We start from the raw sequence: 23,370 nt of genomic DNA on the forward strand, positions 1-23,370 counted from the left end.
CGGCATTTCCGGCCGGTAGTTTGTTCCGGGAATGCCGCACCTCTTTGTTTCACCGCGTTTAACGCGACATAGTTTTCTGGAATTGCTCCAGGCACGCCTCTGCGCGACCGAGAAAATTTATCCATATTTGAATTGACAAATGGACACAGGCATACCGAATTCATCTTCTTCGGCAATGGACACCGATGCGGGACTAGCGTCGCTTGCGGCGGTCGCGGCGTTTTTTAGAGTCTCCTGTAATCCTGCGGATTTGGCGCGGGAACTGGCTCTGACGGCGCCGGCCGCGCGCGACGATATTTTAAGGGCGGCAAAGCGTGTCGGCCTCAAGGCGAAGCCTGTCAATGAGAAGCGCTTTTCCGCCGGCAGGGTTCTTCCGACGCCCTGTATCGCCGTCCTCTCTGACGGCAGCTTTGCGGTCTTTGCAGGAAAGACGGATGAGAATAGCTATCGGCTGGTCGATCCGCTGAGCTTTACGAGCCGGTCCATAGGCGTCGATGAATTGCTGTCTCTCACCTCAGGAGACTTCATTCTGCTGCAAAGGGGCTTCTCGGATGCGTCAGCATTCCAGCGGCGTTTCGGGTTCGTCTGGTTCCTTCCGTCCCTGTGGCGTTACCGCAGCGCGCTGGTCCACGTCTTTATCGCGTCGCTTTTCCTGCAGTTCTTCGCGCTCATCACCCCTTTGTTTTTTCAGGTTGTGGTCGACAAGGTACTGGCCCACCGAAGCTATTCGACGTTGACGGTATTGGTCGTCGGACTTGCCGCAATCGGCCTCTTTGAGGTCATTCTTCAATATTTGCGAACCTACGCGCTGACCCACACGACCAACCGGATCGATGTCGAGTTAGGGCGCCGGCTGGTCCGGCATCTCCTGAATTTGCCGCTGAACTATTTTGAAACGAGGGCCGCCGGCCAGACCATCGCGCGTGTTCGCGAGCTTGAAACGATCCGTGACTTTTTGACCGGACAAGCACTTTTTTCGGTTCTGGACCTTATTTTTACGGTGGTGTTCATCGCGGTGCTATTTGCCTATTCCAGCGTGCTGGCCTGGATCGTGGTCGCCTCCATCCCGTTTTTCGTCTTTATCGGATTTGTCATCCGGCCTTCCCTGAAACATCGCATCGATGAAAAATTCGATCGCGGCGCGCTCAGCCAGCAATTGCTCGTCGAATCCGTTATTGGCATGCAGACTCTGAAAGCCGCCGCGGTCGAGCCGGTGGTCGCGGCGCAGTTGGAAGAGCGTCTGGCGGCCTATGTGCAATCATCTTTCGCGGCCACCATGCTGGCCGCAAAGGGCCAGACGACCATCCAATATGTCAACAAGATCACCTCCGCCGCCCTGCTTCTGTTTGGCGCGCAGGCCGTCATTGACAATGAGCTGACGGTGGGCGGGCTGGTGGCGTTCAACATGATCGCCGGTCAGGTGTTCCAGCCCGTTTTGCGCCTATCGCAGCTTTGGCAGGATTTTCAGCAGGTGCAGGTTTCCGTCGAACGCCTGTCGGATATTCTGAATGCGCCGGAGGAACCGAAACCGGCGGTTCCTGTCAGCCTTCCTGCACCCAAGGGCTCCATCACATTCAAGACCGTGAACTTCCGATATGCGAGCGATGGTCCCGATATCCTTAAGAATATTTCCCTTTCTGTCCGCCCGGGCGATGTTATTGGCATTGTCGGTCCGTCCGGGTCTGGAAAGTCGACCCTGACAAAACTTTTGCAGCGTTTTTACCTGCCTTCAAGCGGCCAGATCATGGTCGATGGACAGGACATCGCCCACGTCAACCCCGCATGGCTGCGTTCGAATATCGGTGTCGTGCTGCAGGAAAATATGCTTTTCAATCGCACGATCCACGAAAATATCAGCCTTACCAATCCCGCTATGTCGCGTGCGGCCGTCATCAATCTCGCCCGCCTGTCGGGTGCCGATGAGTTTGTCGCCAAGCTCCCGAAGGGTTATGACACAGTCATCGAGGAACGCGGCGCGAACCTCTCCGGCGGCCAGCGGCAAAGGCTGGCGATCGCCCGGGCGCTGTCCAGCAATCCGCCGATCCTAATCCTGGACGAGGCGACCAGCGCTCTCGACTATGAAAGCGAGCGGCTGGTCCTCGCCAATATGCGTCATATTGTTCAGGGCCGAACGGTGTTGATCATCGCCCATCGGCTTGCGACCATCCGCACGTGTAACCGCATCATTGGCATGGCCGATGGACGGATTGTCGAAGAAGGCAGCCACGATGATTTGCTTGCCCGGGATGGCGGACTGTACAGGCACCTTTGGGAACTGCAGACTGGATCAGGCCGATGAGGAGTCGCAGGCTACGCCCTCAAAAGGCGTTAAACACAAAAGTCAGCGCTGATTATAGCGACTTTCTCCCCGCCGCCCTCGAAATCGTCGAGAAACCCGCCTCGCCCCTTCGGTATGTTCTCATCTGGTTCATCTGCATCCTCTTTGTTGCGGCGTTCGTCTGGAGCTATTTCGGCAGGATCGACATCGTCGCAACCGCGCAAGGAAAAGTGCAGCCATCCGGCAGGGTAAAGATTGTACAGTCGACACTGGCGGGGCGTGTCATTTCCGCGCCATTCGCAAATGGCGCGGAAGTCATGGCAGGTGACTTGCTGGTCAAACTCGACGATGTGGAGGTAAAAGCGGAGGAAACCCGTTTGGTCACCACGCTTCAGGCACTGATGGCCGAACAGGTGCGCCGCACATCGGAACTAACCGCCCTGAAGACGTATACCGCGAATGGCACGCCCGAGATTGTCACCGATATGGCATTGCAATTCGCCGAGGATACACCATTGGAGGTTCGCCATCGTGAGGGGGCGATTTTGACGGCGAACCTGCAGCAATTGAAAGAAACGTTGCGCAATCTCGTCGCGCAGATGCGATTGCAGTCGGCGACGATAGAGCGCCTGCAAGCCATGGTGCGAACCCAGGAAAATTTGATTGCAACGTTGAACGAGCGGGTGGCGATGCGATCCGGTCTGGTAGAACGATCGGCGGGACGAAAATCCGACGTGCTGGATGCAACACAGGCTTTACGAGAAGAAGAAGCGACTTTATCCGCTCACAATGGACAATTGCTGGAAGCACAGGCAAGCCTTGTCGTTGCGGAAACTGAGAAGAAAAAAACGCTTTCAACATTCATCGCCGAGAATGTTCAGAAGATTGGCGATCTCGCCCGGCAGGCGGACGAAACGCGACAGGAATTGGTGAAGGCGCAAAAGCGGCAAAGCGCTACCGCCATTCACGCCCCTTTAGATGGTATAATACAAGCCTCTGCAATCACGACCACCGGTCAGGTGATTTCCGCCGAAACGGAAATCATGCGCATCGTCCCTGGGAATTTACCGCTTGAGATCGAGGTGTTTCTCGCAAACCAGGATGTGGGCTTCGTGCAACCCGACCAATCCACTGTCATCAAAGTGGAGACATTTCCTTTCACCCGTTATGGAGTGCTCACAGGGCGGGTGAAATCGGTCGCGCAGGACGCGATACCAAACCCCGATGCGCAGGCCATGGAAGAACAGGCCGCTCCGCAATTCAGAAGCGTCGTTCCCTTTGGAAATGTCCAGAGGCTTCAAAATCTCGTTTATCCGGCGACGATCGTGCCCGACACCGCCGGGATAGAGGTGGGTGGCGTAAGCCGCCAGCTTGTTCCCGGCATGGCCGTTTCCGTCGAAATCAAAACCGGAAGCCGGCGGATTATCGATTATTTCTGGTCACCGGTAGTGCAGATCGCTTCAGAGGCGTTGCGGGAAAGATGACATCAAGGCGTGGATATATCTTTCGTAAGGAAATTTTATTTGTACTTAGTGACCTGCCACTGCGATTTTTTTTCCAAAATGGATTAGGATCCGGTCCATTGCGGACCACTTGTGAAGAAGCAGTAATTTACGGAAGAGCAAATCATTGCGGTGTTGAAAGAGTAGGAGGCCAGAGCGAAAGCGGCTGATCTTTGCCGTAAACACGGGATTTCCGAGGTGACATTTTGCAACCAAAAGGCGAAATCTGGCGGCATGGAGGTGTCTAAGGCCAAGCGCCTGAAGGCGTTTGAGGACGAAAACATCAGGCTGAAGAAACTGCTCGCCGAGCAGATGCTGGATACCGCCGCATTCCGCGAGCTTCTTTCAAAAAAATGGTCGGGCCTGCCGCCCAGCGTGACGCTGTCGAGCACCTGAAGGCCATCATAGGCCTTTCGGAACGGCGGCCTGCCAGATCATATCCGCAGACCGAAAAACGATCCGCTATCGATCCTCTCGATCGCCAGAGGTCGAGTTGCGAGCGAAGCTGCGCGATCTGGCCAATGAGCGCCGCCGGTTTGGCTATCGTCGATTATTCATCTTGCTTTGGCGAGATGGGGATCGTCCAGTGTCGATCTCGAAGAAGGTCATCGCGTACGCAAGCGGAAAGCCAAGCGGCGTGCTGTTTGCATGCGTGCTCCGATCCTCGTCGAAGCAAAGGCTTAATGTACGCTGGTCGCTGGATTTCGTCCACTATCAATTCGCCTGCGGCAGACGCTTCCACATCCTCAATGTGGTAGATGATGTCACGCGCGAATGGTTGGCGGCACTCCCAGACACATCGATATCAGGTGACCTTACCCCCAAGTTTTATCCAGCTTTGAGTTCGCTCCGGCGGTTTTTGGTTGCTGTATTTGGGTCGGTAGCGGGCGGGTTGCGGTGCGGAGCCGTTTCGGTTGCGCAGCACGGCATCACGTCGCGGTTTGAGTGTCTGAGCGAATTTGGCCGGTGTCAGCCAGCCAATGCCTGAATGCGGGCGTAGATCGTTGTAATCGCTACGCCAGTTCGAAAGCGCAGACCGGGTGTGAGCAAGCGACGAGAACAGAGTTTCATTCAGGAACTCTTCTCGCAGCCGCCCGTTGAAGCTTTCGATAAAAGCGTTCTGGATAGGCTTGCCCGGCGCAATGTAATGCCAGTCAACCTTGGTTTGGTCCGCCCATTGCAGGATCGCGCTGCTGGTGAACTCGCTACCATTGTCACTAACGATCATCCTCGGCTTGCCGCGCTCCTGTATAATCCGGTCAAGCTTTCGTGCGACGCGAAGACCGGAAAGCGATGTATCGGCGACGAGTGCCAGGCACTCTCTGGTGCAATCATCGACGACGGTCAGAATTCGCAACCTGCGCCCATCGGTGAACTGATCCGACACGAAGTCCAGCGACCAACGATCATTGGCCGCCGTCGGCACCAGCATCGGCGCTCGCGTGCCTATTGCTCGTTTGCGACCGCAACGCTTGCGCACCGTCAGTTTCTCCTCCCGATAGAGCCGGAAGAGCCTCTTGTGGTTCACGAGGTGACCCTCCCGCCGGAGCAGAACATGAATGCGTCGATATCCGAAGCGGCGACGTTCATGCGCCAACGCCTTCATTCGCTCGCGAAGCTCATGATCATCTTCGCGCCCGGTATCGTAACGGATCGTCATTCGGCAAGAACCAATGGCTTTACACGCCCGCCGTTCGCTCATCTCATGATGGCATCGCTGACGCCGTGCTTGCGGCAAAGCTCCGAGACAAAAGTGCCTACCTCATGCTCCTTTAGAATGCCGATGATCTGTTCGTCCGTGAAACGGTTGCGCTTCATCCTCTGGTCCTCTCAATGGGCCAGAGCTTACTTCAAAACGGATTATTTCAACGGGGTAAGGTCAGCAGCTTTGGGCTCTCGCCGAATATTGTATCGTAGTAATTGGTTGCGGGGGCCTGAGTACGCCGAGACTTGTTAATTCAGAGATATAGGCTGCCTTCAAATCTTCAGCCCCGTCACCGACAACAATTCCTCAAGACGGAGAAGGCAGCGATTGATTACATCTCGGCGCGCCGTAAAGCTGCAAGCGGACTTTGTGGATCAAACTCCTCCTGTTCGTGCACGAGTCCTGCCTGCTCAATTAGCGAAGCGAGCTCTGCGATTGCGCTCTCCGTCATATCGCCACCAACGCGATTTGCACGCTGCGCTTTCGAACCGACTTGCCAAAGAAGGTCTGTATTCATCATGTGTGGCTGCAAGCTTACTCCGATCGATGCAAGATGTTGCTCGATATAACGGAAGATGCGCACACCGCCCCCATCCATGTCTCCCCAATGGTAGGCCGGTGCGCAAGCCTGCCCCGTTAGCCTCACTATCGTCTCCAACACGGGCCGCGACGGGAACCCGCCTGAATAAATCACCAGTCCATTTTCGCTTTGCCCGATCTCACGGACATACCGAACAAAGGAGGCAAAATTCTCGATGGTAAGCAGATATTCCGGCCTCTTATAAAGGTTTACGCGCCCCGCGCATTCGGCAGGCACGCCAACAAAAGGCATTTTCGGAAACGGCTGCTCATCTAGCGAGACCGCGCCACCAATAAGAACAGGTTGGGGAAGTCGTTTTATCCCGACGCTGGCGAGAAGCTCCTCCGCATCCAGCGCGGCTTGCACTTCGTTTAATGAAGAAAGCCGCGAGATTGCGGACGCAACCGAGGTGAGATTGCTTTCGAGCGCTTTACTATCGCCCGATATAAGTCTGGAAAAACTGCGAAAATCGACGTCACCTGCGGAGGGTTCAGTAAGCCGTGCAGATATTGCGTCGGCAAGACGCAGGACTTGATCGAGTGTTCTACTCTCCCCCGGTGCAATATTCATATACGAACATTTGCGGCCCCAAGCGAGGGCGGCTTCATCGATCAGCAATGCAGTCTTACCTGGAAGGTCTTGCCGAGCGCGAAGTGTCGCTAAAGATGCCATCGCAAATTCCTGGGCTGGCCGCCGCTCAGTCTGTCGATAAAGCACTTCGGGATTTCGAAGTTTCACACTCTTTATCGAGCGCTCCCATTTCTGGCCGGTCCAAACAATCTCCAGTCCACCTTCCTTCTCCAGGAGGGCGAGAGCTTCTTCGAACGCATCACTCGCATTAACGGTCAAGCTATCCTGATCAATCGCGGCTATCCAACGGCTCGCATCCGGGTTCTTCTCGTATCCGTCGAGCAGGTAGTCGATCAAGGATGCCAAATTGGAAAAACGGCGGCGGCTCATTCTGCAGCCTGGGCCTCCGCATTCAGGCGCATAGCCAGCTCTTCCTTTGTTATATATTGCGGATTAGCCGCGCGCATCTCCTGACGAACCCGATCTTTTATCTTGATGGATTCCGCCATCGAGACATCACCGCTACGAAATATATCGATGATGTAATTCAGATTCTCATAGACAACGGCACGCTTCTCGGTCGGCGCGGCGATGACGACCTGAAGTCCGATATCGCGATAGAAATTCAGTAGCGTTCGCTGGTTCGGCCCGTCCATCTTGCTGAACGCCTCGTCAAACACGGCAAGCCCCATGCCGATCCCGGTATTATCCTCTGACTGCCGCGCGCCGTGATAGGTGACAGAAAGTGCTGCGCCAATCACCACATAGAACGGCACCTGTCGTTCGGCCCCGCTTGCGACCCCGCGTCGCCGGTCGAAACTCGTTGTGCGATCGGCTGCAGAATCATATATTTTCAGATCGTAGGTGAAATAGTTCTGATACTCCTCAAACACCGTAAAATCGAAGGTGTCGTCCGCCAGCAATTGCTCAACCTGCCTTATGGCCCTGCCATGTCGTTCATCTCGAGGCGGCACCTGCCCAAACAATGCATCGAGCACGCTGTCGTCGGTTTCGCTATCACGCACGAGACGATAAATATCCTCAAATTCCTGCTTGATCGAAGCCTTGAGGCTGTAGGCTTCGTTATTGAATGGACGCGACCGGAGCGCTTTCGCAAGCCTCTCCATCTCGACCTCCATTTGCCCGAACCGGCTGTTCAGCTCATGAATGAACGTGGTCTTGAATAGCAGGGTGACGCGGCTTGCCGCTTCATCCGCTTGCTCCCGGTAGCGGATAAGCTCGTTGCCTTGAAGCGTTGCAATGCCTTCCAGAACCCAGGGTTTGACCGTTTCGACAATCAAGGCCTGAGCGTAGCCCTCCAACGGGTCTGGAAACGCCATGGCATAACGTCCCAATGCGTTTCTGATACTCCCCCGCAGTTCCTGATATTCATCCTTTGCCTGACTGGCGCGGTTCGCCATATCTTCTGCAATTTTACGGGGCGAACGTAAAGCGTGCTCACCATAACGCTTCCGCACAGCCTGAAAGTGCAATACCGAACGAATTTCGTTTTTGAATTGGCGACGGCGGTGAGACAGACAAAGCCATGAACCGGGGTGCTCATCGGAACCTTTCAACTTTTGCGCGATCTGCTGAAGTTCTGATGTCACAGACGCACGTGTGGTGATGAGTCCGTCACGATCGTCCTTCAGGCTCTTGATCGTGCGCAATACACGCTGTTCGGCCTCAATAAGCTGCGGATCGACCTGCGCGCTGATCCTTCCAAGACGCTGGCGGGCCTCGGCGCGCCTTTCGGCAAGGTCACTATAGGTGGATGTGATGGCCTCCAGCCTGTCCTTTTCATCAACCGGCTCGGCGCATTGTTCGAGTCGACGCAGAACATCGTCAAAAAAGCGCTCTCTGTCATAATGGACTTGCCGCAGGCTGGTGTATTCACGAATCCGCTGTTGCAGCGTTTCGATCATGAGTGGCGCGGCAGCGCGCCCGATCTTCACGCCCTGGGCACGCCGCACCTCCGTGACGAGGCCATCATAGTATGCCCCATCGGCCATGACCGCCCGACCTCCAGAAAGAAGTTCGTCCTGGTTCGAGGCAAGGCGAACGTTTCCAACCCTGAAAACCAAGAATGCCATCACCAAAGAATCGTCACTATGGATGATCGAAGCCAGTGTTCCGCGCTCGGGCGCGTTTGAACGCGACTGGAGTTTGCGAGTATTCGCGACCCGGCAACCCGGATAGTCACCTCTTCCGCGCCTGAGAATTTCGGTTGCTCGATAAGCATGGTCAGGATCGACGATCACCGTTTCCCGGTCGCGGCCGAGCAATGCTTCGGCAGCACTACGCCAGTTTTCATCGAGAACCTCCGCGACCTCACAGAGCGTTCGAGGCCGCATCCCTTCACGGCGGAGGACATCCATGAATCTTATTGTTGCTGAATCAAGGAGCACCTGCCCCCCCAGCGCGGCGTCGAGTTGTTCGCTGTCCCGTTTTATGTCGCCTTCGACTATACGTTTCTGATAGATCGCTTCGTCGCGCTGCTGTGTGACTTTGTCCATGCGCGAGCGGGCTGCTTTTGCTACAGCCTCAAGCATCGTTTCCATGCCAGCAGGGTCACGGGGCCACTCGGGTGGCGTCACGCCCCGACTGGCCTCCGCAACCTGATCCAACGCACTGATCAACTCGCCGGGATTGATGATTGCCAGCCGGTCACGCAGCGTAAGCAGTTGTACGGCTCTCGCAGCAAAGAGATGCCTTCGATTAAGCCTATCCACAACGGTTGCGCTCTCTCGGTCAAGCTCTTTGATATATCTCTCGACCTCGTTTCTCTGGGCTTGCGCGCTGCTCGCTGCCAGTTGATCCTGTATTGCCTTCTGCGTCTGCTCTTCCCGCTCAATCTCCTCGTCGACACGGCTAAGTTCGGCCTCCGCCTCACGCAATTTATCCTGCTTCAGCCTTTTATCCGCAAGGTTGCCGAAAAGAGCGCTGATTGCTTCCCGGAGCAAGGCGGTCTTCTCGACGGCGCGGCAGGCCGCTTCTTCGTTCACAAGCTTTATGAATTCCTCGATCTGAAGACTGATTGCCTGCAGAGCCTCCAGACGCTCCTCAAGATTACCGATAGTCTTTTTGATTTCCTGATAACGCTTAATAGAATCCCTCAGCTCCCCTATCTTGATTGGGTTTGGTTCGAGAAGATGTTTTTTGACGAACTGTTCGACTGACGGCATGTCCGTAAAAGAAAGTGCCGCAATGAACGTGCGGATAAACCGCTCCGGATCACCGCGCAGCTTGTTCGTAAAGAGCACACGCATATATTCGCGAATAAATGTCCTTGCGTCATCGTGTGTATGAAGCTGGCCATCAGCCGCATTGCACGTCTGTTCCAGTCGCCGCTTCATCGCGCGCCATTCCGTCGGTCGCCGCACTCCGTCGTTCTCATCGATCAACATTCCGGAATCCAGACGAACGCCGTCCGCAACGAAACGGCCTACGATATCCGCCGTCTGCCCACGCATCGCTTCAATCGCCAATCCAAGCGTGACCGGTCGCCGTTGCCCGGCCGTGTCCTCAAAAACCAGCGCAATATAGCTCCGCGCATCTTGTCGAAGAAACGTATCGTCGTTGAGTTGCGCGAGGCAATATCCGGTCAGGGTACGTTCCGACCGTTGGCCGCCCTCGCCGGCGGATCGATTGAACTTGTAGAACCGTGACGAACCACCGGCCATAACCGCCTGGATCAGATCGATGATCGTCGATTTGCCCGCCGCGTTCCTTCCAAGAATCGCGGCATCGCCAGCCAGATCAAGATCGGCGCACGCCATAAGATGCCAATTGATCAGGACAATCCGCCTGAGTTCTATCACGATACGACCTCCGCGGTTATCTGCTCTTTCGCCTCAGAAGGAGTAGCGACAACGCCGGACAGAAGTGCTTCCAGCGACGCCACGAAATCGTCTCCAGCCACTGTGGCGACAAGTGCACGGATATCGAGATCCATGTCCTGCATTTCCGTGTCGAGTGCGCCCAATCGGACCAGCGCGCGCTTCTCCAGCATTTCGAGCACCTCACGGAAAGCGTTTGGAGACAAACTCGCCCGACGTGCACCAGCGACAATTTCCTGATAGGCCGCATAAGCTTCGTTCAAGCTCGTCCGTGCTGTGCCTTTATCTTCGATCTCCCCGAGCTGCAGTGCTTCCTCCCAGAGACGGCGCAATATCAGCAGCACTACGGTTTCATCGGTACGCATTCGCGGCAAAGATATCCGCTCCGGATCCGGCAATATTCCCGCCCATCCTTCGGTTTCGCGATGCACCAGACGATATCCGGCGACGTCGAAGTAAGCCTCTATCAACGCCTTCAATTTCGGACGAAATAACGTCTCCAGAAGCGTGGCAGAGCCGCGATCCTCTACGTGCACGAACTGATCGCGCATCAGATGCGCTATCAGTTGCGTAACCCTTTGGGAGTCCCGTGCATTGGTCTCTTCCAGCAAGGCGAACTCATGAAGCATGGCCCATCTCCAATGCAATGCCGCCGTCGAGGCGTTTGACGATAAATCCGGGGGAGTCCAGCCAATCATTGGAGATGTCCCGCGTGTTGTCATGAATGAACTCGAAGCGGTTCCGCATCGCGATCGATAGTGCAGAGCTGTCATCCGTGCCGAGGCCGCTGGCTACAAGCAGCCGCAAAGCTTCGAACACAAGAAAATCGTCCGCAGTCTCGATGATCAGGGATGCACCATGCACCTCTCCATACGGCGGCACCTGTCGCTCCAGAAACCGGCTAACCTTTACCGGTGAGATGATCAGACGCTCAAGATATTCCTTGTCCAACAGCCGGCGGTATTCCGCGATTGGATCGGGCGGAGCTATTGAAATATCGCCCTCCGACAGGGTGGGGCGTGCGCCGCGCGGCTTCGCCAGCAGATCTGGTGCAACAACAGGTGTCCGTTGCTCAAGCGACCCTCGAACTTCCACTTCACTGCCGGGATACGACATCACCTCATCCAGCTTCTGGATAAGCCGCTCGCTACGCTGAAGAAAACTGGTGCGCCTGCCAGCATATCGAACCACGTTGCGCAGCCTCGTCTCAAGCCGCGTGCGGTGCTGCTGAATGGCCTCGAAAGCTTCCTCAATTCGTTCAAACACGTGACGAATACTTGATATGTCTTCATAGACCAGATCGCGCGCTGCCGCAGCGTTCGGCGCCAACCTTGCTTCAAGATAGGCATCAGCGATGGCATCCGTATCGATGCTGGAATCTTCAAGCCTTTCCAAGGCGGTTAAGATCGCACGGCGATGGCGATAAGGATGAGCATTGGTCGTAATTGCGGTATAGTCCCGCAGAAGCACCTGCTCGACAAATTCCTCGAAATAATATCGCAGACGATCGGCGAGCGTATCAGAGGAAAGAACCTGGCGGTCGATATCCCTAAGTGCCGAAAGCACGCTGCGAAGATATCGTCCGAAAGCCGCCGCATCACGCGCCGCCTTGTTCAAGCCCAGTGCATTTTCCGCGGGCTTCTCCTCAACCGCGCGTATGGCGTTGCGGACCTCGATTACGAGACCGCCGAGTTGCTCCACAACACCTTCCTTAAGCGAGCATAGGAACTCTGCCAGGCGCATTGCACCCGACGGCATTTCCACGGTCGTTTTTAGTCCGTAACTGGCCTCATCCAGCCAACCGGTCTGGAGCATTCGATTATAAATATGACGACTGCGACTGATGGCAATTCCTGTTGCTTCGTCGTTCACACCTTCGACGCGACGTCGTCGCACTCGCCGACCCGTTCGCACGACGAGACGATCGAGATCAACAGCAACTTCTTCCTCCGCCCACAGGCCGGGCTCTCGACCGAGGCAATCGTAGATGACATTCACGACCTCGGCTTGACTGGGAAAAAGTAAATCCGATCGGTAAAGGTTCCTATAGACCGAGAGTACTACCCGTTCATAAAGCACACGATTGGCACCCGCGAAGAGTGTAAATATCTCCGGCTCGAGCTGCCCAAACAGCCGTGTGGTAGATTTTTCAACGGAAGATGTAGAACCGCTTTCTGCCAAGACGTCCCCCTGTCCTTGAGAAATTTCGGCAAAAAAAAGAATACGTCAAGGGTAGATCGTCACGAAATCAATCATAAATGGAACTCGTTAAAGTTGCCGACAGATAAACTCCAATGGGTCTGGCTGTCGGAAAGTTCTGATTCCAAGCGTTGGCTCCAGCGAACCACACATGAATACGGCCTCGTCGGATGTCGAAAAATAGAGAATTCGAGAAACAATCCAGCTAGATGCGCGATCAGCGCGAGGGTAATCCCGCGCTGATCGAACTTACATCATTTACCCGGCAGGCTTTTGATCGCATCAAACACGCGAGCCGTATAGGTCAGCGCAGCGCCGGCATTAAGCGAGATAGCCACGCCGAGGGCCTCGGCGATTTCTTCTTCGCTGGCACCCAGTTCGATGGCCTTCTTGGCATGAACGGCGATGCATCCGTCACATCGCGTCGTGACCGCAACCGCCAGAGCAATGATCTCGTGCATCTTCGGCTCAATCTTGCCGGTCTTGTTGCCGCTGGCTTCCATGATGTTCAACCCGCGAAGAACATCGGGGCTCAGCTTTGCGAAATCGCCGACGCGACCGATCAGGGCGTCGCGGTATGAATTCCAGTCCTGCATGTTGCTCATGAAAGCCTCCTACTGGCGGCCGGCGGTGACGCCGCCGTCTACGGGAAGAATCGTGCCGGTGATCCATGATGCCTGTTCGGACGCCAGGAAAAGGATCGCTTCGGCGACATCGCGCGGCTGGCCATTGCGACCGAGCGGATGGAAGGCATTAAAGGTCGGTAGAACCTGTTTGACCTGATCGTCCGACAGGAAGGTGTTGTAGACCGGCGTTTCGACAACGGCCGGAGCGACGGCATTGATGCGGATATTATAGGGCGCAAGCTCTATGGCGAGGTTGCGAACCATGGCGTGGACGCCGGCATTGGCTGCGGAATAGGCTGCGGATGGCGTCGCACCGATAGCCTGGATCGCCCATAGGGAACCGGTCTGGACGATCGCGCCGCCCTTTTCCTGCATCGCCTTCGCGGCAGCCTGTGCCGTGAAAAACTTGCCCTTCAGGATCGTGTCCAGATACCAGTCGTAATCCGTCTCGGTCAGTTCGAGAAATGGTTTCGGATTGAAGACGCCCGCATTATTCACCAGAACGTCGAGCTTACCGAACCCCGAAACCGCAGCATTGATGAGCGCGGCGCCGGTCTCCGGCTTTGCGATGTCGCCTGCAGACACGATGACGTTCTTGCCGCTCGGATCGATCTCCTTCGCGGCAGCCTCCAGTTTTGCCAGATCGCGGCCATTGATGGCGACCTTTGCGCCCTCCGCCAGGAATCGGGCCGCAGCTTCCTTGCCAATGCCAGAGCCACCACCGGTGATCGCAATAACCTTGTTTTCAAAACGCATTCTCTGTCTCCTTGTTGCCTATCTAACGTTAGATAGACAACCTACTTATGGATTGCACTTCGCGGATGCAAGCCCTATCTAACATTAGATAGAGAGGATTTTGAGAATGACCGATACGACAGGCGCTATTCTGGATGCCGCGGAAAGACGAATTCGAAGCGGCGGCTACAGCGGTTTCAGCTTCAGGGACGTGGCCGCAGATGTCGGCGTGAAAGCGTCTTCCGTCCACTACCATTTTCCGGCGAAGGAGAAGCTCGCCGCGGCTGTGGCCAAACGTTACACGGACCGTTTCATGGCTGCCGTGGACGCCGAGATCGACCGGGGAACGGGTGCCATAGAAGCCTGGAAACGAACCTTTTTCATCGCTTTGCGGCGTGACGGGCGCATGTGTCTGTGCGGCACGCTGGCGGCGACCTCACACGACCTGCCGGAAGATGTGCGAATGGAAGTGAAACGTTTCTTCCTGCTGGGCATCGAAAAACTGGAGGCTGCCGGCCTAGACAGAGATAAGGCGTTTCATGCGCTGGCGACGCTGGAAGGCACGATGCTGATCGCAAACGTCCTGGAGAACCCGTCAATATTCGAGAATGGCAGCGCTGCCCTCGTATGAGAGCATGCGCCGGCCAGGGAGGAAAGTCCGCTATGCAGAAGAAAGCGCCGGTCTATCTCAATGCGCTACGCGCCTTCGAGGCTAGCGCCCGGCACGGCAGTTTTTCCGGAGCGGCAGAGGAACTCAACGTTACCGCGGCAGCGGTAGGCCAACTTGTACGCGGACTTGAAGAGTGGCTCGGCATGCCGCTGTTCCATCGCAGCACCTCGGGCAAAACCCGGCTGAAGCTGACGGAGCCGGCGGAAAATGCGCTTCCGGACATTCGCGCCGGTCTCGACCGGCTCGGCATCGGGCTGCAGCGCCTGCACGAATCGACGACAAGCGGTATCCTCAACGTCACCGTTAGTCCCGCTTTTGCAGCCAAATGGCTGATGCCTCGGATCGACCGTTTTCAGGCTAGATGCCCGGACACGGATATCCGGATCGAGACGAGCCTGAAACTTGCCGATTTCAAGGCGCAGAGCCTCGATATCGGCGTGCGCTACGGCGACGGTACATGGCTGGAGCTTATCGCCGAGAAACTGATGGACGAGGATGTTTTTCCCGTTTGCTCGCCCGATTTTCACGCCGCACATGATCTGGCGTCACCACAGGACCTTCAAAACGCGCCTCTCATTCATGATCTGTCCGTTGACCCTTCGGTGGGTTTCATTGGCTGGCCGGCTTGGCTAGAGGCTGCGGGCGTCGCCGGGCCGCCGCCACAACGGGGCATGAGGATCAACAACTCGGCCGCTGTGCTGCAGGCCGCGATAGAGGGACGAGGTATTGCCCTGGCGAGAAGCATTCTCGCCCATGACGATCTCGCCGCCGGCCGGCTACGGAAGCTTTTTCCCAATATCCAGGTGGCCTCGAAACTGGCCTATTATGTTGTCTACCGAACAGAATATGCCGCGCTGCCTAAACTGAAGGCGTTCCGCGATTGGCTATTCGATGAAGCGCAGGCACGTTTCATATCGTGAGATAGTTTTTCTTTCCCGCAACGAAGAAAGTCTCATTTGTCCAAGGGGCGACTTCCGTTGAAGTTTGCGCATGCAAACTGCTGACGGCCGCCGGCCGTGCGCGAACCGAAAGGGAAATCATGGCCTACCTCGAAATTACGCTTCAAATCAAGGAAAGCGACCGCGCCGCTGCCGCGGGCATCTATCAGAAATACAAGCAATCATTCCTGTCTGAGATCGCCGGAGCCACATCCAAGGAGTTGTTGATCCGCCCGGATGACGTCCAGGTCCTGCACGGCTTCAACACGAGCGACCACGCGAAAGCCTATCTCGAGAGCGCAATGTTCAACCACGATGTCGTGACAGGATTGAAGCCCTTGCTTGTGGCCGCACCTGAAATCCGCATCTACGAGGTTGTCTGAGGGCTGGCCTAGTGCTGACTTCAGGTTCCAGCAATCAGATGATCCCTATCGGCACCAAACACGTACTCATTGTCGGCGGCGGACTTTCCGGCCTGGTGACGGCCTACAGGCTGCATCGGGCGGGCCTGCCTATCTGCCTGATCGAGGCCCGCAGCCGTCTCGGCGGGCGTATCCTGTCGGCGGGCGAGGACAACCGCCCGTCGGATGACGGCCTCGACCTCGGACCGTCCTGGTTCTGGCCGGACATGACGCCGGAGATTTTGCCTCTTGTCGATGAACTCGGGCTGACATTCGTTCCGCAATACACCGACGGCTTGATGCTTTTCCAGCGCTCGCATGGCGGGATGCCGGAGCGCTATCCCGCGTTCCGTCAAGAACCATCATCAATGCGGCTGGCGGGCGGCACCGGCGCAATGGTCTCGGCGCTGGCCGCTCGCCTCCCGCAGGATTGTCTGCACCTCGAATCCAGGGTTACCAATATCGCCCGCGCGCAGACCGGCCTTACCGTGACAGTTTCGAAGGTATCAGGTGTTGAAACAATCGAAGCCACACATGTCGTCTTCGCATTACCGCCGCGTCTCCTTGAAGCCACGGTGGAATTCTCGCCACCGCCCCGGAACGCGACACGCGCCCTGTGGCGAGCCACACCGACCTGGATGGCCCCGCATGCGAAGTTTTTCGCCGTTTACGAGCGGCCGTTCTGGCGCGAAGCCGGCTTGTCAGGTGCTGCGCAAAGCATGGCCGGACCGTTGGTTGAAATCCACGATGCGACGACGGCGTCCGGCAAGGCTGCGCTTTTCGGATTTGTCGGCATTCCCGCCCGGAGCCGGATGCAACTCAATGAAAAGGCCCTGCTTTCCGCCTCCATCGCCCAACTCGGCCAGATATTCGGTGCGGAAGCCCTCCATCCAATTGCCACGCTTTACAAGGACTGGGCCATCGACACCCTGACCGCGACGGAGCTTGACCTGACGGCGGCAGGACATCCCGCCGGCGGCCAGCGCGACTGGGTCGATGCTGACTGGAGTGAGTGGATTACCCTCTCCGGCAGTGAAACCTCAGCCAATTCGCCCGGCTATCTGGCGGGAGCCATTGAAGCAGGCGAGAGGGCCGCGGCGAACCTTATTCGCTGCAATTCAGATGTCATTGAACCTGCCTCACCGAAAGGGCGATAGCTCATGAAATCCACCTATAAGGCCGTGCAGATCTCCAGCCCCGGAAAGTTGGAAATTGTCGAGCGGCCGACGCCCTCACCGCCGGCTGGCGAAGTGTTGATCGCCGTGGAAGCCTGCGGCATCTGCGGTGCCGATGCCGGCGACATCGATCGCGCCGACCCGGCGCTTCAGCCGCTCCGGGTGCCGGGTCATGAAGTCGTCGGACGGATCGTCGCTCTCGGCGCCGATACGCCGGCGATCTGGAAAATCGGCCAGCGCGTGGGTGTCGGCCGTCTCGGCGGCCATTGCAACGAATGCGACCAATGCCGGCGCGGGCGCTTCAATCTCTGCCGCAACCAGCCCGTATTGGGATCGTCAAGGGATGGCGGCTATGCGGAGATGATGACGGCCAGGGCAACCGGGCTTGTATCGATCCCCGACGATCTTTCGTCGGAGGAAGCGGCCCCCATCCTTTGCGCCGGCATCGCCACCTTCAATGCGCTCAAGAAAAGCGGCGCGGAAGCAGGCGATACGGTGGTCGTCCTCGGCATTGGCGGCCTCGGTCATATGGCGTTGCAATATGCCCGGAAGATGGGTTTTCGTGTCGTCGCCATTGGCCGCGGTGCGGATATAGCCGAGGTCGCGCTCAGCCTTGGCGCCCACCGATACATCGATACAAATGCAGAAAGCGCGGTCGACATCCTCCGCGGGATGGGCGGTGCAAAGGCGATCCTGACAACGATTGGCAATGTTACAGCGGTCGCCGATCTCATGTCCTCGGTGGCTCCCGGCGGGCGTCTTGTCGTGCTCGGTATCGGCAAGGACCCGCTTCCCGTTTCCACCGGCTTCCTCGTCGGCGGCGAGCGTGGAGTGATCGGCTCGATCACGGGCTCTCCCTTCGAAAACGAAAAGACGCTGGATTTCAGCGTCCTGACGGGAATTCGGCCGATGATCGAAACCATGCCGCTGGAGCGCGCTCCCGAGGCGGTGGAACGCATGAGATCCGGCGATGTCCAGTTCCGGATGGTGCTGACCATGGGAGATCGGGCCGATGCTGATCAATGAAGACCTGACCGTCCCCGTCATCGTCCATGCATCCAGGCTGGACTGGATTCCGAGCCCGGCAGCCGGCGTTGATCGACGGATGCTATATCGCGTCGGAGCGGAGGTGGCGCGAGCAACGTCGATTGTACGTTATGCACCAGGCAGCGCATTTCCGCGCCATGTCCACGCCGGCGGCGAGGAAATATTGGTTCTCGAAGGCGCATTTCAGGATGAGCACGGCGACTACCCGGCCGGCACCTATTTCCGCAACCCGCCGGGCACGTCCCATGTGCCGGCATCCATCAACGGCTGCACGATTTTCGTTCGCCTCTGGCAATTTCGTGAAGGCGATGACGTGCAGATCGTCCAACAAGCGGGAGATGGTGTTCAAGGCACCGCGCGCAGCGAAAGCATATCCTCTCGGATACTGTTCGATGACGGTCACGAGCGCGTCTGCATCGAACAATGGCGCCGGAACACACGGGTCCGCGTCGAAAACCCTTCCGGGCTGGAATTTCTCGTCATTTCAGGGAGCATGATCCGGGACGGAGAAATACTGTCCTCCGAATGCTGGGGGCGATTGCCGGCCGGAGCGGATATGGACGTCACCACCGGTACCGATGGCGTGCGGATATGGCTGAAGCAAGGCCCTCTCCTGCATCCTGACGTGTTGCGCATGCCGGAGTAGGCGCATCGACTGCCGCCACATATGAATAGCTCGATCTGAAGGAATATGACGAATGAACATCGTCAAACCGACACCCTGCGAGGACGCAGGTTCATCGGAATACAAAACCATTGCCTCAAGAAACGTCTGGATATTGACGGCGGCGCAATCCCTTGGCGGGGCCAACTCTCCCATCGTCATTTCGCTGGGAGGGCTGGTCGGTCAGCAACTGGCGTCGCACCCGGCTGCCGCTACCCTGCCGGTCAGTCTCCTCAATCTCGGGCTTGCTGTCGGAACGCTTCCGGCGGCTGCCATGATGCTCCGGTTCGGCCGCAGGGCGGGTTATCTCCTTGGAGCAATCCTTGGCATCGCAGCCGGTCTGGTGGCGACGGCCGGCATCGTCCAGTCCAGCTTTGCGCTCTTTTGCATCGGCACCTTCCTTGCCGGCTTTTATAGCTCCTACGTGCAGAGCTACCGCTTCGCGGCTACGGACGGTCTCACAGGCGCCGATCGCGACAGGGCAATCTCCCGTGTGATGATCGGTGGCCTGATCGCGGCCGTAATCGGACCGCAACTGGTGATCTGGACGCGCGAAGCTTTTCCGGGTCATTCTTTCGCGGGCAGTTTTCTCAGTCAGGCGGTGCTAGCCGGCCTTGCCATACCGGTCCTGCTATACCTCCGCCGCCCGCCCCTTTCGGGACTGACAAGGGCCGATACGACAGGCGTCCGTCCGCTCTCCGGTATCCTGCTTTCGCCGCGCTATATGCTGGCCGTGGCCACAGGTATCGTGTCTTACGGGCTCATGACCTTTGTCATGACCGCCGCCCCGATGGCGATGGTGGGCCATGGTCATTCCGTCGATTCCGCTGCTCTCGGCATCCAATGGCATGTCCTGGCAATGTTCGGGCCCAGTTTCTTCACCGGTCGTCTGATGGCCCGTTTCGGCAAGGAGCGGGTTGCAGCCGTCGGCCTTCTATTGATCGGCATATCGGCCCTGATCGCGCTCGGCGGTCTTGACATCGCGCATTTCTGGGGTTCGCTGATCCTGCTGGGTATCGGCTGGAATTTCGGCTTCATCGGCGCAACGGCCATGGTCGCGGATTGCCATACGCCGGCGGAGCGCGGTAAGGCACAGGGCGCAAACGATTTTCTGGTTTTCGGAACGGTCGCCTGCGCTTCGTTCTTCGCTGGCTCGCTTCTCTATAATTCGGGATGGGGCAGCATCAACAGGCTCGTCCTGCCCGCCGTTGCGATCATTCTTGTACCTTTGGTCTGGCAGGCCGCCCGACTGAAGAAGAGCCGATAAACAGAGCGACAAAAGATGACATCCATATCGATCTGGAGATTGGCGTTGGTTTTCATGGCGACATTCGTCACGACAGCAGCGCCCGCATTCTCCTCGCCATCCGAAGCGAAATCGCTTTGTTCGAAAAGTGAAACCCTGACCGTGCAACTACCGGATCCCGCGTCGAGCCGCCGCTACGAGATCTATATCAGTCTGCCCGCAGATTATTTGGAGCGTCGAGAAAGAAGCTATCCCCTCTTAGTCATCGCCGATGGCGGCCGCGCCTTTCCAAAGTTGAGCTGCGACGCCCGCCTGCTTGCAGAAAACAGTCAAGTCGAGGAGGCCGTTGTCGTCGGCCTTTCCTACGCGCTCGGCGAGGCGCTTGAGGACAGTCGCCGTCGCGATTACACGCCGGTAAAACTTCCGGGAAGCGGCAGGATCTATGGCGGTGCCGCCGCCTATCAAAACTACCTGCGCGAAGTCGTCCTGCGTTATGTCGAGGGTCGCTACCGGATCGCATCCGGCCGCCGCATTTTCTGGGGGCATTCCTATGGAGGGTTGCTGGGTGCCCATATCCTCCTGACCGAACCTTCGCTTTTCCAGACCTACATCCTCGGCAGCCCATCCTTTTGGTTCGCCGACGAAGCAATCTACAGGCTCGAAGACGACTACGCCAAAAGGCGCCACCAACTTAACGCGCATGTACTCTTCTATGTCGGGGGTCTTGAGACGTCTCGCCACGATCCTGCGCGGAAGGGAAAGACGAACGACATGGTCGCCGGCATGCAGAAGTTCCAGTCCCGTCTTCGCTCACGCGGCTACGAGGGATTGAATATGTCCTCGAAGGTCATAGAGGGCACGGACCATATCAGCGCCGTAAGGCCGGGTTTCATGTGGGGACTCCAGGCGACACTCGGCAACTGACTTTCGCGTTGCGAAAACGAGCGTTCGGGTTCAACTGGCTAACTTGCTTCGGCTCTCGGAAAATATATCAGTGCACGGAGCCCGCCTTCAGCCCGGTTTGACAGCGTGAGCTGCCCTCCATGGGCGCGAATGATGGACAGGGCGATCGCGAGCCCCAACCCCATCCCGCCTGTTTCCCGGCTGCGTGAACTTTCCAGCCTGTAAAGCGGCTCGAAAACATGCGTGAGTTCCTCTTCGGGAATACCGGGGCCTGCGTCATCGATCATGATTTCAATCGTCTGCGGCGTCTCATGGATTGCAAGCTCGGCGCGGCCGCCATATTTCACGGCATTGTCGATCAGATTGGTCAATGCGCGTTTCAGCGTTGCCGGGTCGCAGGCGTAGATGATCGGCTGAGCGGCATCCATACTGACCGGCAGACCGGCATCGGCAAGATCGTCCGCCATGCTCTCGATCAGGGCCGCGAGGTCCGTCGGACGGCGGACAGGCTGTTGCGTCGCGCCGCTTGCGAATTCCAGTGTCGTTGCGACCATTTTATTGAGGTCGGCTATGGTCGAGAGCATTTTCTCCCGCTCGGCCGCATCTTCGACATTCTCCACCCTTAACCGCAACAGCGTCAGCGGCGTGCGGAAATCGTGAGAGATGGCGGCCAGCATTTTCGTGCGATCGTCGATCATGCCGCGCAAGCGCGCCTGCATGGCGTTGAAGGCGCGTGCTGCCTGCCGGGTCTCGACCGTTCCGACCTCCGGCATCGGCGGCGCGTTCAGGTCTTCACCCAACCTCAGGGCCGCCTTTGAAAGCGCCGTCAGCGGCGCCGATACCCGGCGGACGACCCAGATCGACACCAGCACCGTGATCGCCGCCATGATACTCATCGACACAAGGAAGCGCAGGGAAAAGGCCGCGCCGCTTTCCGGCAGAACCGTTTTAAAGGTCAGCCACTGTCCTTGCTCAACCGGAATGGCGACCTGCAACTCACGAAACCCCGCGAACTGACCCAGACTGCCAAACCCGGACATCATCGGGGTCTCTCCCATGCTATGCTGCGCCATCATTCGTTCTGCCATACCCGCCATCATGCCTCGCGGCCGGGAGGCCGAGACCCGCGGGTCGGAAGAACCATCCAGCGAAAGGCGTTCGATAAGGAGCTGTTTCAGTGCCTCCGCAGCAGATGTGTCGCTATCGGTCAATATCGCCGGGGGCGGCTCTGGCGAAAGCGCGACGTTAAACGTCTCGTCGCTGGAATCCTGCGTGATACGATCCCGCCACTCCGCAGGTGCATCGCGCACGAGCCGTGTCAGGTTCGTGATCCGTTGCGCTATCGCGAAACCGCCGACCGCACGCACAATCTGTCCCCGATCGGCGCTGTATATCCATGTGCCGATGAGATGGGACGCCAACAGACCAGCCAGAAGAATGAGCAAAGTCTGGCCGAACAGGCTCTGTGGAAGCAAGCGCTTCATTCGGATGTTACCTTTGGCACAAACATATAGCCACCGCCCCAGACGGTCTTGATGATTTTCGGTTCGGCGGGATCGACCTCAAGTTTTTTACGCAGCCGGCTCACCTGGGTGTCGATGCTGCGATCAAACGAACCGGCCGTCCTTCCCCGGGCGAGGTCCAGCAGCTGATCGCGGCTCAGCACCCGCCCGGGCCTTTCGATCAAGGCGAGGAGAAGATCGAACTCGCCGGTGCTGAGCGGCACCGCGATCCCGTCTTCCCGCTGGAGTTCCCTTGTGCCGGTGTCGAGACGCCAACGGTCGAAACAATATTGCCTGGCGCGCCGGGTCTGCTCTGACGCCGCATCATTCTCGCTACGGCGCAGCACGGCCCTTATCCGGGCGATCAATTCACGGCTGCCGAAAGGCTTCGAGACATAATCGTCGGCACCGAGCTCAAGGCCGACGACACGGTCGATCTCGTCTCCCTTGGCCGTCAGCATGATAATCGGGATGGCCGATTGCGCGCGCAACCCGCGACAGAGGGAGAGGCCGTCCTCCCCCGGCAGCATCAAATCAAGGATGATGAGGTCGATGTGAGCATCCGCCATCACCTTTCGCATCTCCCGCCCGTCGGCGGCGACACTGATGCGAAACCCTTCCTTGACGAGCGCGCGCGAGACCAGTTCGCGGATTTCGCGGTGATCGTCGACGATGAGTATATGAGGACTGCTTTGCATAACTTTCCACTTATCCCAATCGGGATGAGGCTGCCGGGAAAAGATGAAACAAGTATTGTCCGAACCGTTCCCTGTAACACTTTGTCACAAAA

18 protein-coding genes and 2 pseudogenes are annotated in these 23,370 nt (G+C 57.5%); 11 read left to right on the plus strand and 9 right to left on the minus strand.

Going from position 1 to position 23,370, the window contains the following annotated elements; genetic code table 11:
- The first annotated feature begins 139 nt into the window (after nt 1-139).
- From FCH38_RS18915 to FCH38_RS18925, 3 genes and pseudogenes are all read left to right on the plus strand, one after another.
- Nucleotides 140-2,299 carry a type I secretion system permease/ATPase gene (locus tag FCH38_RS18915; protein WP_153515652.1) on the plus strand — a complete coding sequence of 720 codons (2,160 nt, stop codon included), beginning with the start codon at nt 140-142 and terminating at the stop codon, nt 2,297-2,299.
- A complete protein-coding gene (locus tag FCH38_RS18920) occupies nt 2,296-3,762 on the plus strand; it encodes an HlyD family type I secretion periplasmic adaptor subunit (RefSeq protein WP_174374733.1) in 1,467 nt (488 codons plus the stop codon). The genes FCH38_RS18915 and FCH38_RS18920 overlap by 4 nt, the downstream gene beginning before the upstream one ends.
- Before the next feature lie 141 nt (nt 3,763-3,903).
- Nucleotides 3,904-4,591: pseudogene (locus FCH38_RS18925) on the plus strand (transposase); the annotation flags it as partial.
- Nucleotides 4,592-4,608: 17 nt separating this feature from the next.
- Here the strand turns inward: FCH38_RS18925 and FCH38_RS18930 are convergent.
- The 7 genes and pseudogenes from FCH38_RS18930 to FCH38_RS18960 form a co-directional block, all read right to left on the minus strand.
- A pseudogene (locus tag FCH38_RS18930) lies at nt 4,609-5,598 on the minus strand (IS3 family transposase).
- Nucleotides 5,599-5,816: 218 nt separating this feature from the next.
- Complete coding sequence (locus tag FCH38_RS18935) at nt 5,817-7,025, minus strand: Wadjet anti-phage system protein JetD domain-containing protein (RefSeq protein ID WP_153515650.1); 1,209 nt, start codon at nt 7,023-7,025, stop codon at nt 5,817-5,819.
- On the minus strand, nt 7,022-10,456 hold the full coding sequence (locus FCH38_RS23610; protein WP_174374734.1) for an SbcC/MukB-like Walker B domain-containing protein: 3,435 nt from the start codon (nt 10,454-10,456) through the stop codon (nt 7,022-7,024). Before FCH38_RS23610 ends, FCH38_RS18935 begins: the two co-directional genes overlap by 4 nt.
- Entirely contained in the window at nt 10,453-11,103 is a 651-nt protein-coding gene (locus FCH38_RS18945) for a DUF4194 domain-containing protein (RefSeq protein ID WP_174374735.1), read from the minus strand. The genes FCH38_RS23610 and FCH38_RS18945 overlap by 4 nt, the downstream gene beginning before the upstream one ends.
- Nucleotides 11,093-12,655 (minus strand): Wadjet anti-phage system protein JetA family protein, encoded by a 1,563-nt coding sequence (locus FCH38_RS18950; protein ID WP_210251591.1) that lies wholly within the window; start codon nt 12,653-12,655, stop codon nt 11,093-11,095. Before FCH38_RS18950 ends, FCH38_RS18945 begins: the two co-directional genes overlap by 11 nt.
- A 272-nt stretch (nt 12,656-12,927) precedes the next feature.
- Nucleotides 12,928-13,278, minus strand: a complete 351-nt coding sequence (locus FCH38_RS18955; protein WP_371418902.1) for a carboxymuconolactone decarboxylase family protein — start codon at nt 13,276-13,278, stop codon at nt 12,928-12,930.
- Between the two features lie 9 nt (nt 13,279-13,287).
- A complete protein-coding gene (locus FCH38_RS18960) occupies nt 13,288-14,055 on the minus strand; it encodes an SDR family NAD(P)-dependent oxidoreductase (protein ID WP_153515647.1) in 768 nt (255 codons plus the stop codon).
- Between the two features lie 106 nt (nt 14,056-14,161).
- Between FCH38_RS18960 and FCH38_RS18965 the strand changes: the two genes are divergently transcribed.
- The 8 genes from FCH38_RS18965 to FCH38_RS19000 all read left to right on the plus strand — a co-directional run bounded on the left by FCH38_RS18965 (nt 14,162) and on the right by FCH38_RS19000 (nt 21,099).
- Nucleotides 14,162-14,665, plus strand: a complete 504-nt coding sequence (locus FCH38_RS18965) for a TetR/AcrR family transcriptional regulator (protein WP_174374736.1) — start codon at nt 14,162-14,164, stop codon at nt 14,663-14,665.
- Nucleotides 14,666-14,697: 32 nt separating this feature from the next.
- Entirely contained in the window at nt 14,698-15,624 is a 927-nt protein-coding gene (gene gcvA, locus FCH38_RS18970) for a transcriptional regulator GcvA (protein WP_174374737.1), read from the plus strand.
- Nucleotides 15,625-15,743: 119 nt separating this feature from the next.
- Nucleotides 15,744-16,025 carry a hypothetical protein gene (locus tag FCH38_RS18975; protein WP_174374738.1) on the plus strand — a complete coding sequence of 94 codons (282 nt, stop codon included), beginning with the start codon at nt 15,744-15,746 and terminating at the stop codon, nt 16,023-16,025.
- A 38-nt stretch (nt 16,026-16,063) separates the two neighbouring features.
- Nucleotides 16,064-17,200, plus strand: a complete 1,137-nt coding sequence (locus tag FCH38_RS18980; protein WP_174374739.1) for a flavin monoamine oxidase family protein — start codon at nt 16,064-16,066, stop codon at nt 17,198-17,200.
- A gap of 3 nt (nt 17,201-17,203) precedes the next feature.
- On the plus strand, nt 17,204-18,244 hold the full coding sequence (locus FCH38_RS18985) for an alcohol dehydrogenase (RefSeq protein ID WP_174374740.1): 1,041 nt from the start codon (nt 17,204-17,206) through the stop codon (nt 18,242-18,244).
- Nucleotides 18,231-18,911, plus strand: a complete 681-nt coding sequence (locus FCH38_RS18990; RefSeq protein WP_174374741.1) for a cupin domain-containing protein — start codon at nt 18,231-18,233, stop codon at nt 18,909-18,911. The genes FCH38_RS18985 and FCH38_RS18990 overlap by 14 nt, the downstream gene beginning before the upstream one ends.
- Nucleotides 18,912-18,963: 52 nt before the next feature.
- The gene (locus tag FCH38_RS18995; protein WP_174374742.1) at nt 18,964-20,196 is read left to right on the plus strand and encodes an MFS transporter; all 1,233 of its coding nucleotides are present in this window, start codon (nt 18,964-18,966) and stop codon (nt 20,194-20,196) included.
- A 54-nt stretch (nt 20,197-20,250) separates the two neighbouring features.
- Complete coding sequence (locus FCH38_RS19000) at nt 20,251-21,099, plus strand: alpha/beta hydrolase (RefSeq protein ID WP_174374743.1); 849 nt, start codon at nt 20,251-20,253, stop codon at nt 21,097-21,099.
- A 38-nt stretch (nt 21,100-21,137) separates the two neighbouring features.
- Here FCH38_RS19000 and FCH38_RS19005 read toward each other — a convergent pair whose 3' ends face one another.
- Both FCH38_RS19005 and FCH38_RS19010 read right to left on the minus strand, forming a co-directional pair.
- The gene (locus FCH38_RS19005; RefSeq protein WP_174374744.1) at nt 21,138-22,562 is read right to left on the minus strand and encodes an ATP-binding protein; all 1,425 of its coding nucleotides are present in this window, start codon (nt 22,560-22,562) and stop codon (nt 21,138-21,140) included.
- Complete coding sequence (locus FCH38_RS19010; protein ID WP_174374745.1) at nt 22,559-23,278, minus strand: response regulator; 720 nt, start codon at nt 23,276-23,278, stop codon at nt 22,559-22,561. Before FCH38_RS19010 ends, FCH38_RS19005 begins: the two co-directional genes overlap by 4 nt.
- Between the last annotated feature and the right edge of the window lie 92 nt (nt 23,279-23,370).

This window comes from Agrobacterium tumefaciens (assembly GCF_013337285.1).
Classification (GTDB): Bacteria; Pseudomonadota; Alphaproteobacteria; order Rhizobiales; family Rhizobiaceae; genus Agrobacterium; species Agrobacterium burrii.

Coding starts and splice junctions, on each gene's coding strand:
- FCH38_RS18915 (WP_153515652.1), top strand. CDS start 140: ATGGACACAGGCATACCGAATTCATCTTCTTCGGCAATGGACACCGAT.
- FCH38_RS18920 (WP_174374733.1), top strand. CDS start 2,296: ATGAGGAGTCGCAGGCTACGCCCTCAAAAGGCGTTAAACACAAAAGTC.
- FCH38_RS18935 (WP_153515650.1), bottom strand. CDS start 7,025: ATGAGCCGCCGCCGTTTTTCCAATTTGGCATCCTTGATCGACTACCTG.
- FCH38_RS18945 (WP_174374735.1), bottom strand. CDS start 11,103: ATGCTTCATGAGTTCGCCTTGCTGGAAGAGACCAATGCACGGGACTCC.
- FCH38_RS18955 (WP_371418902.1), bottom strand. CDS start 13,278: ATGAGCAACATGCAGGACTGGAATTCATACCGCGACGCCCTGATCGGT.
- FCH38_RS18960 (WP_153515647.1), bottom strand. CDS start 14,055: ATGCGTTTTGAAAACAAGGTTATTGCGATCACCGGTGGTGGCTCTGGC.
- FCH38_RS18965 (WP_174374736.1), top strand. CDS start 14,162: ATGACCGATACGACAGGCGCTATTCTGGATGCCGCGGAAAGACGAATT.
- gcvA (WP_174374737.1), top strand. CDS start 14,698: ATGCAGAAGAAAGCGCCGGTCTATCTCAATGCGCTACGCGCCTTCGAG.
- FCH38_RS18975 (WP_174374738.1), top strand. CDS start 15,744: ATGGCCTACCTCGAAATTACGCTTCAAATCAAGGAAAGCGACCGCGCC.
- FCH38_RS18980 (WP_174374739.1), top strand. CDS start 16,064: ATGATCCCTATCGGCACCAAACACGTACTCATTGTCGGCGGCGGACTT.
- FCH38_RS18985 (WP_174374740.1), top strand. CDS start 17,204: ATGAAATCCACCTATAAGGCCGTGCAGATCTCCAGCCCCGGAAAGTTG.
- FCH38_RS18990 (WP_174374741.1), top strand. CDS start 18,231: ATGCTGATCAATGAAGACCTGACCGTCCCCGTCATCGTCCATGCATCC.
- FCH38_RS18995 (WP_174374742.1), top strand. CDS start 18,964: ATGAACATCGTCAAACCGACACCCTGCGAGGACGCAGGTTCATCGGAA.
- FCH38_RS19000 (WP_174374743.1), top strand. CDS start 20,251: ATGGCGACATTCGTCACGACAGCAGCGCCCGCATTCTCCTCGCCATCC.
- FCH38_RS19005 (WP_174374744.1), bottom strand. CDS start 22,562: ATGAAGCGCTTGCTTCCACAGAGCCTGTTCGGCCAGACTTTGCTCATT.
- FCH38_RS19010 (WP_174374745.1), bottom strand. CDS start 23,278: ATGCAAAGCAGTCCTCATATACTCATCGTCGACGATCACCGCGAAATC.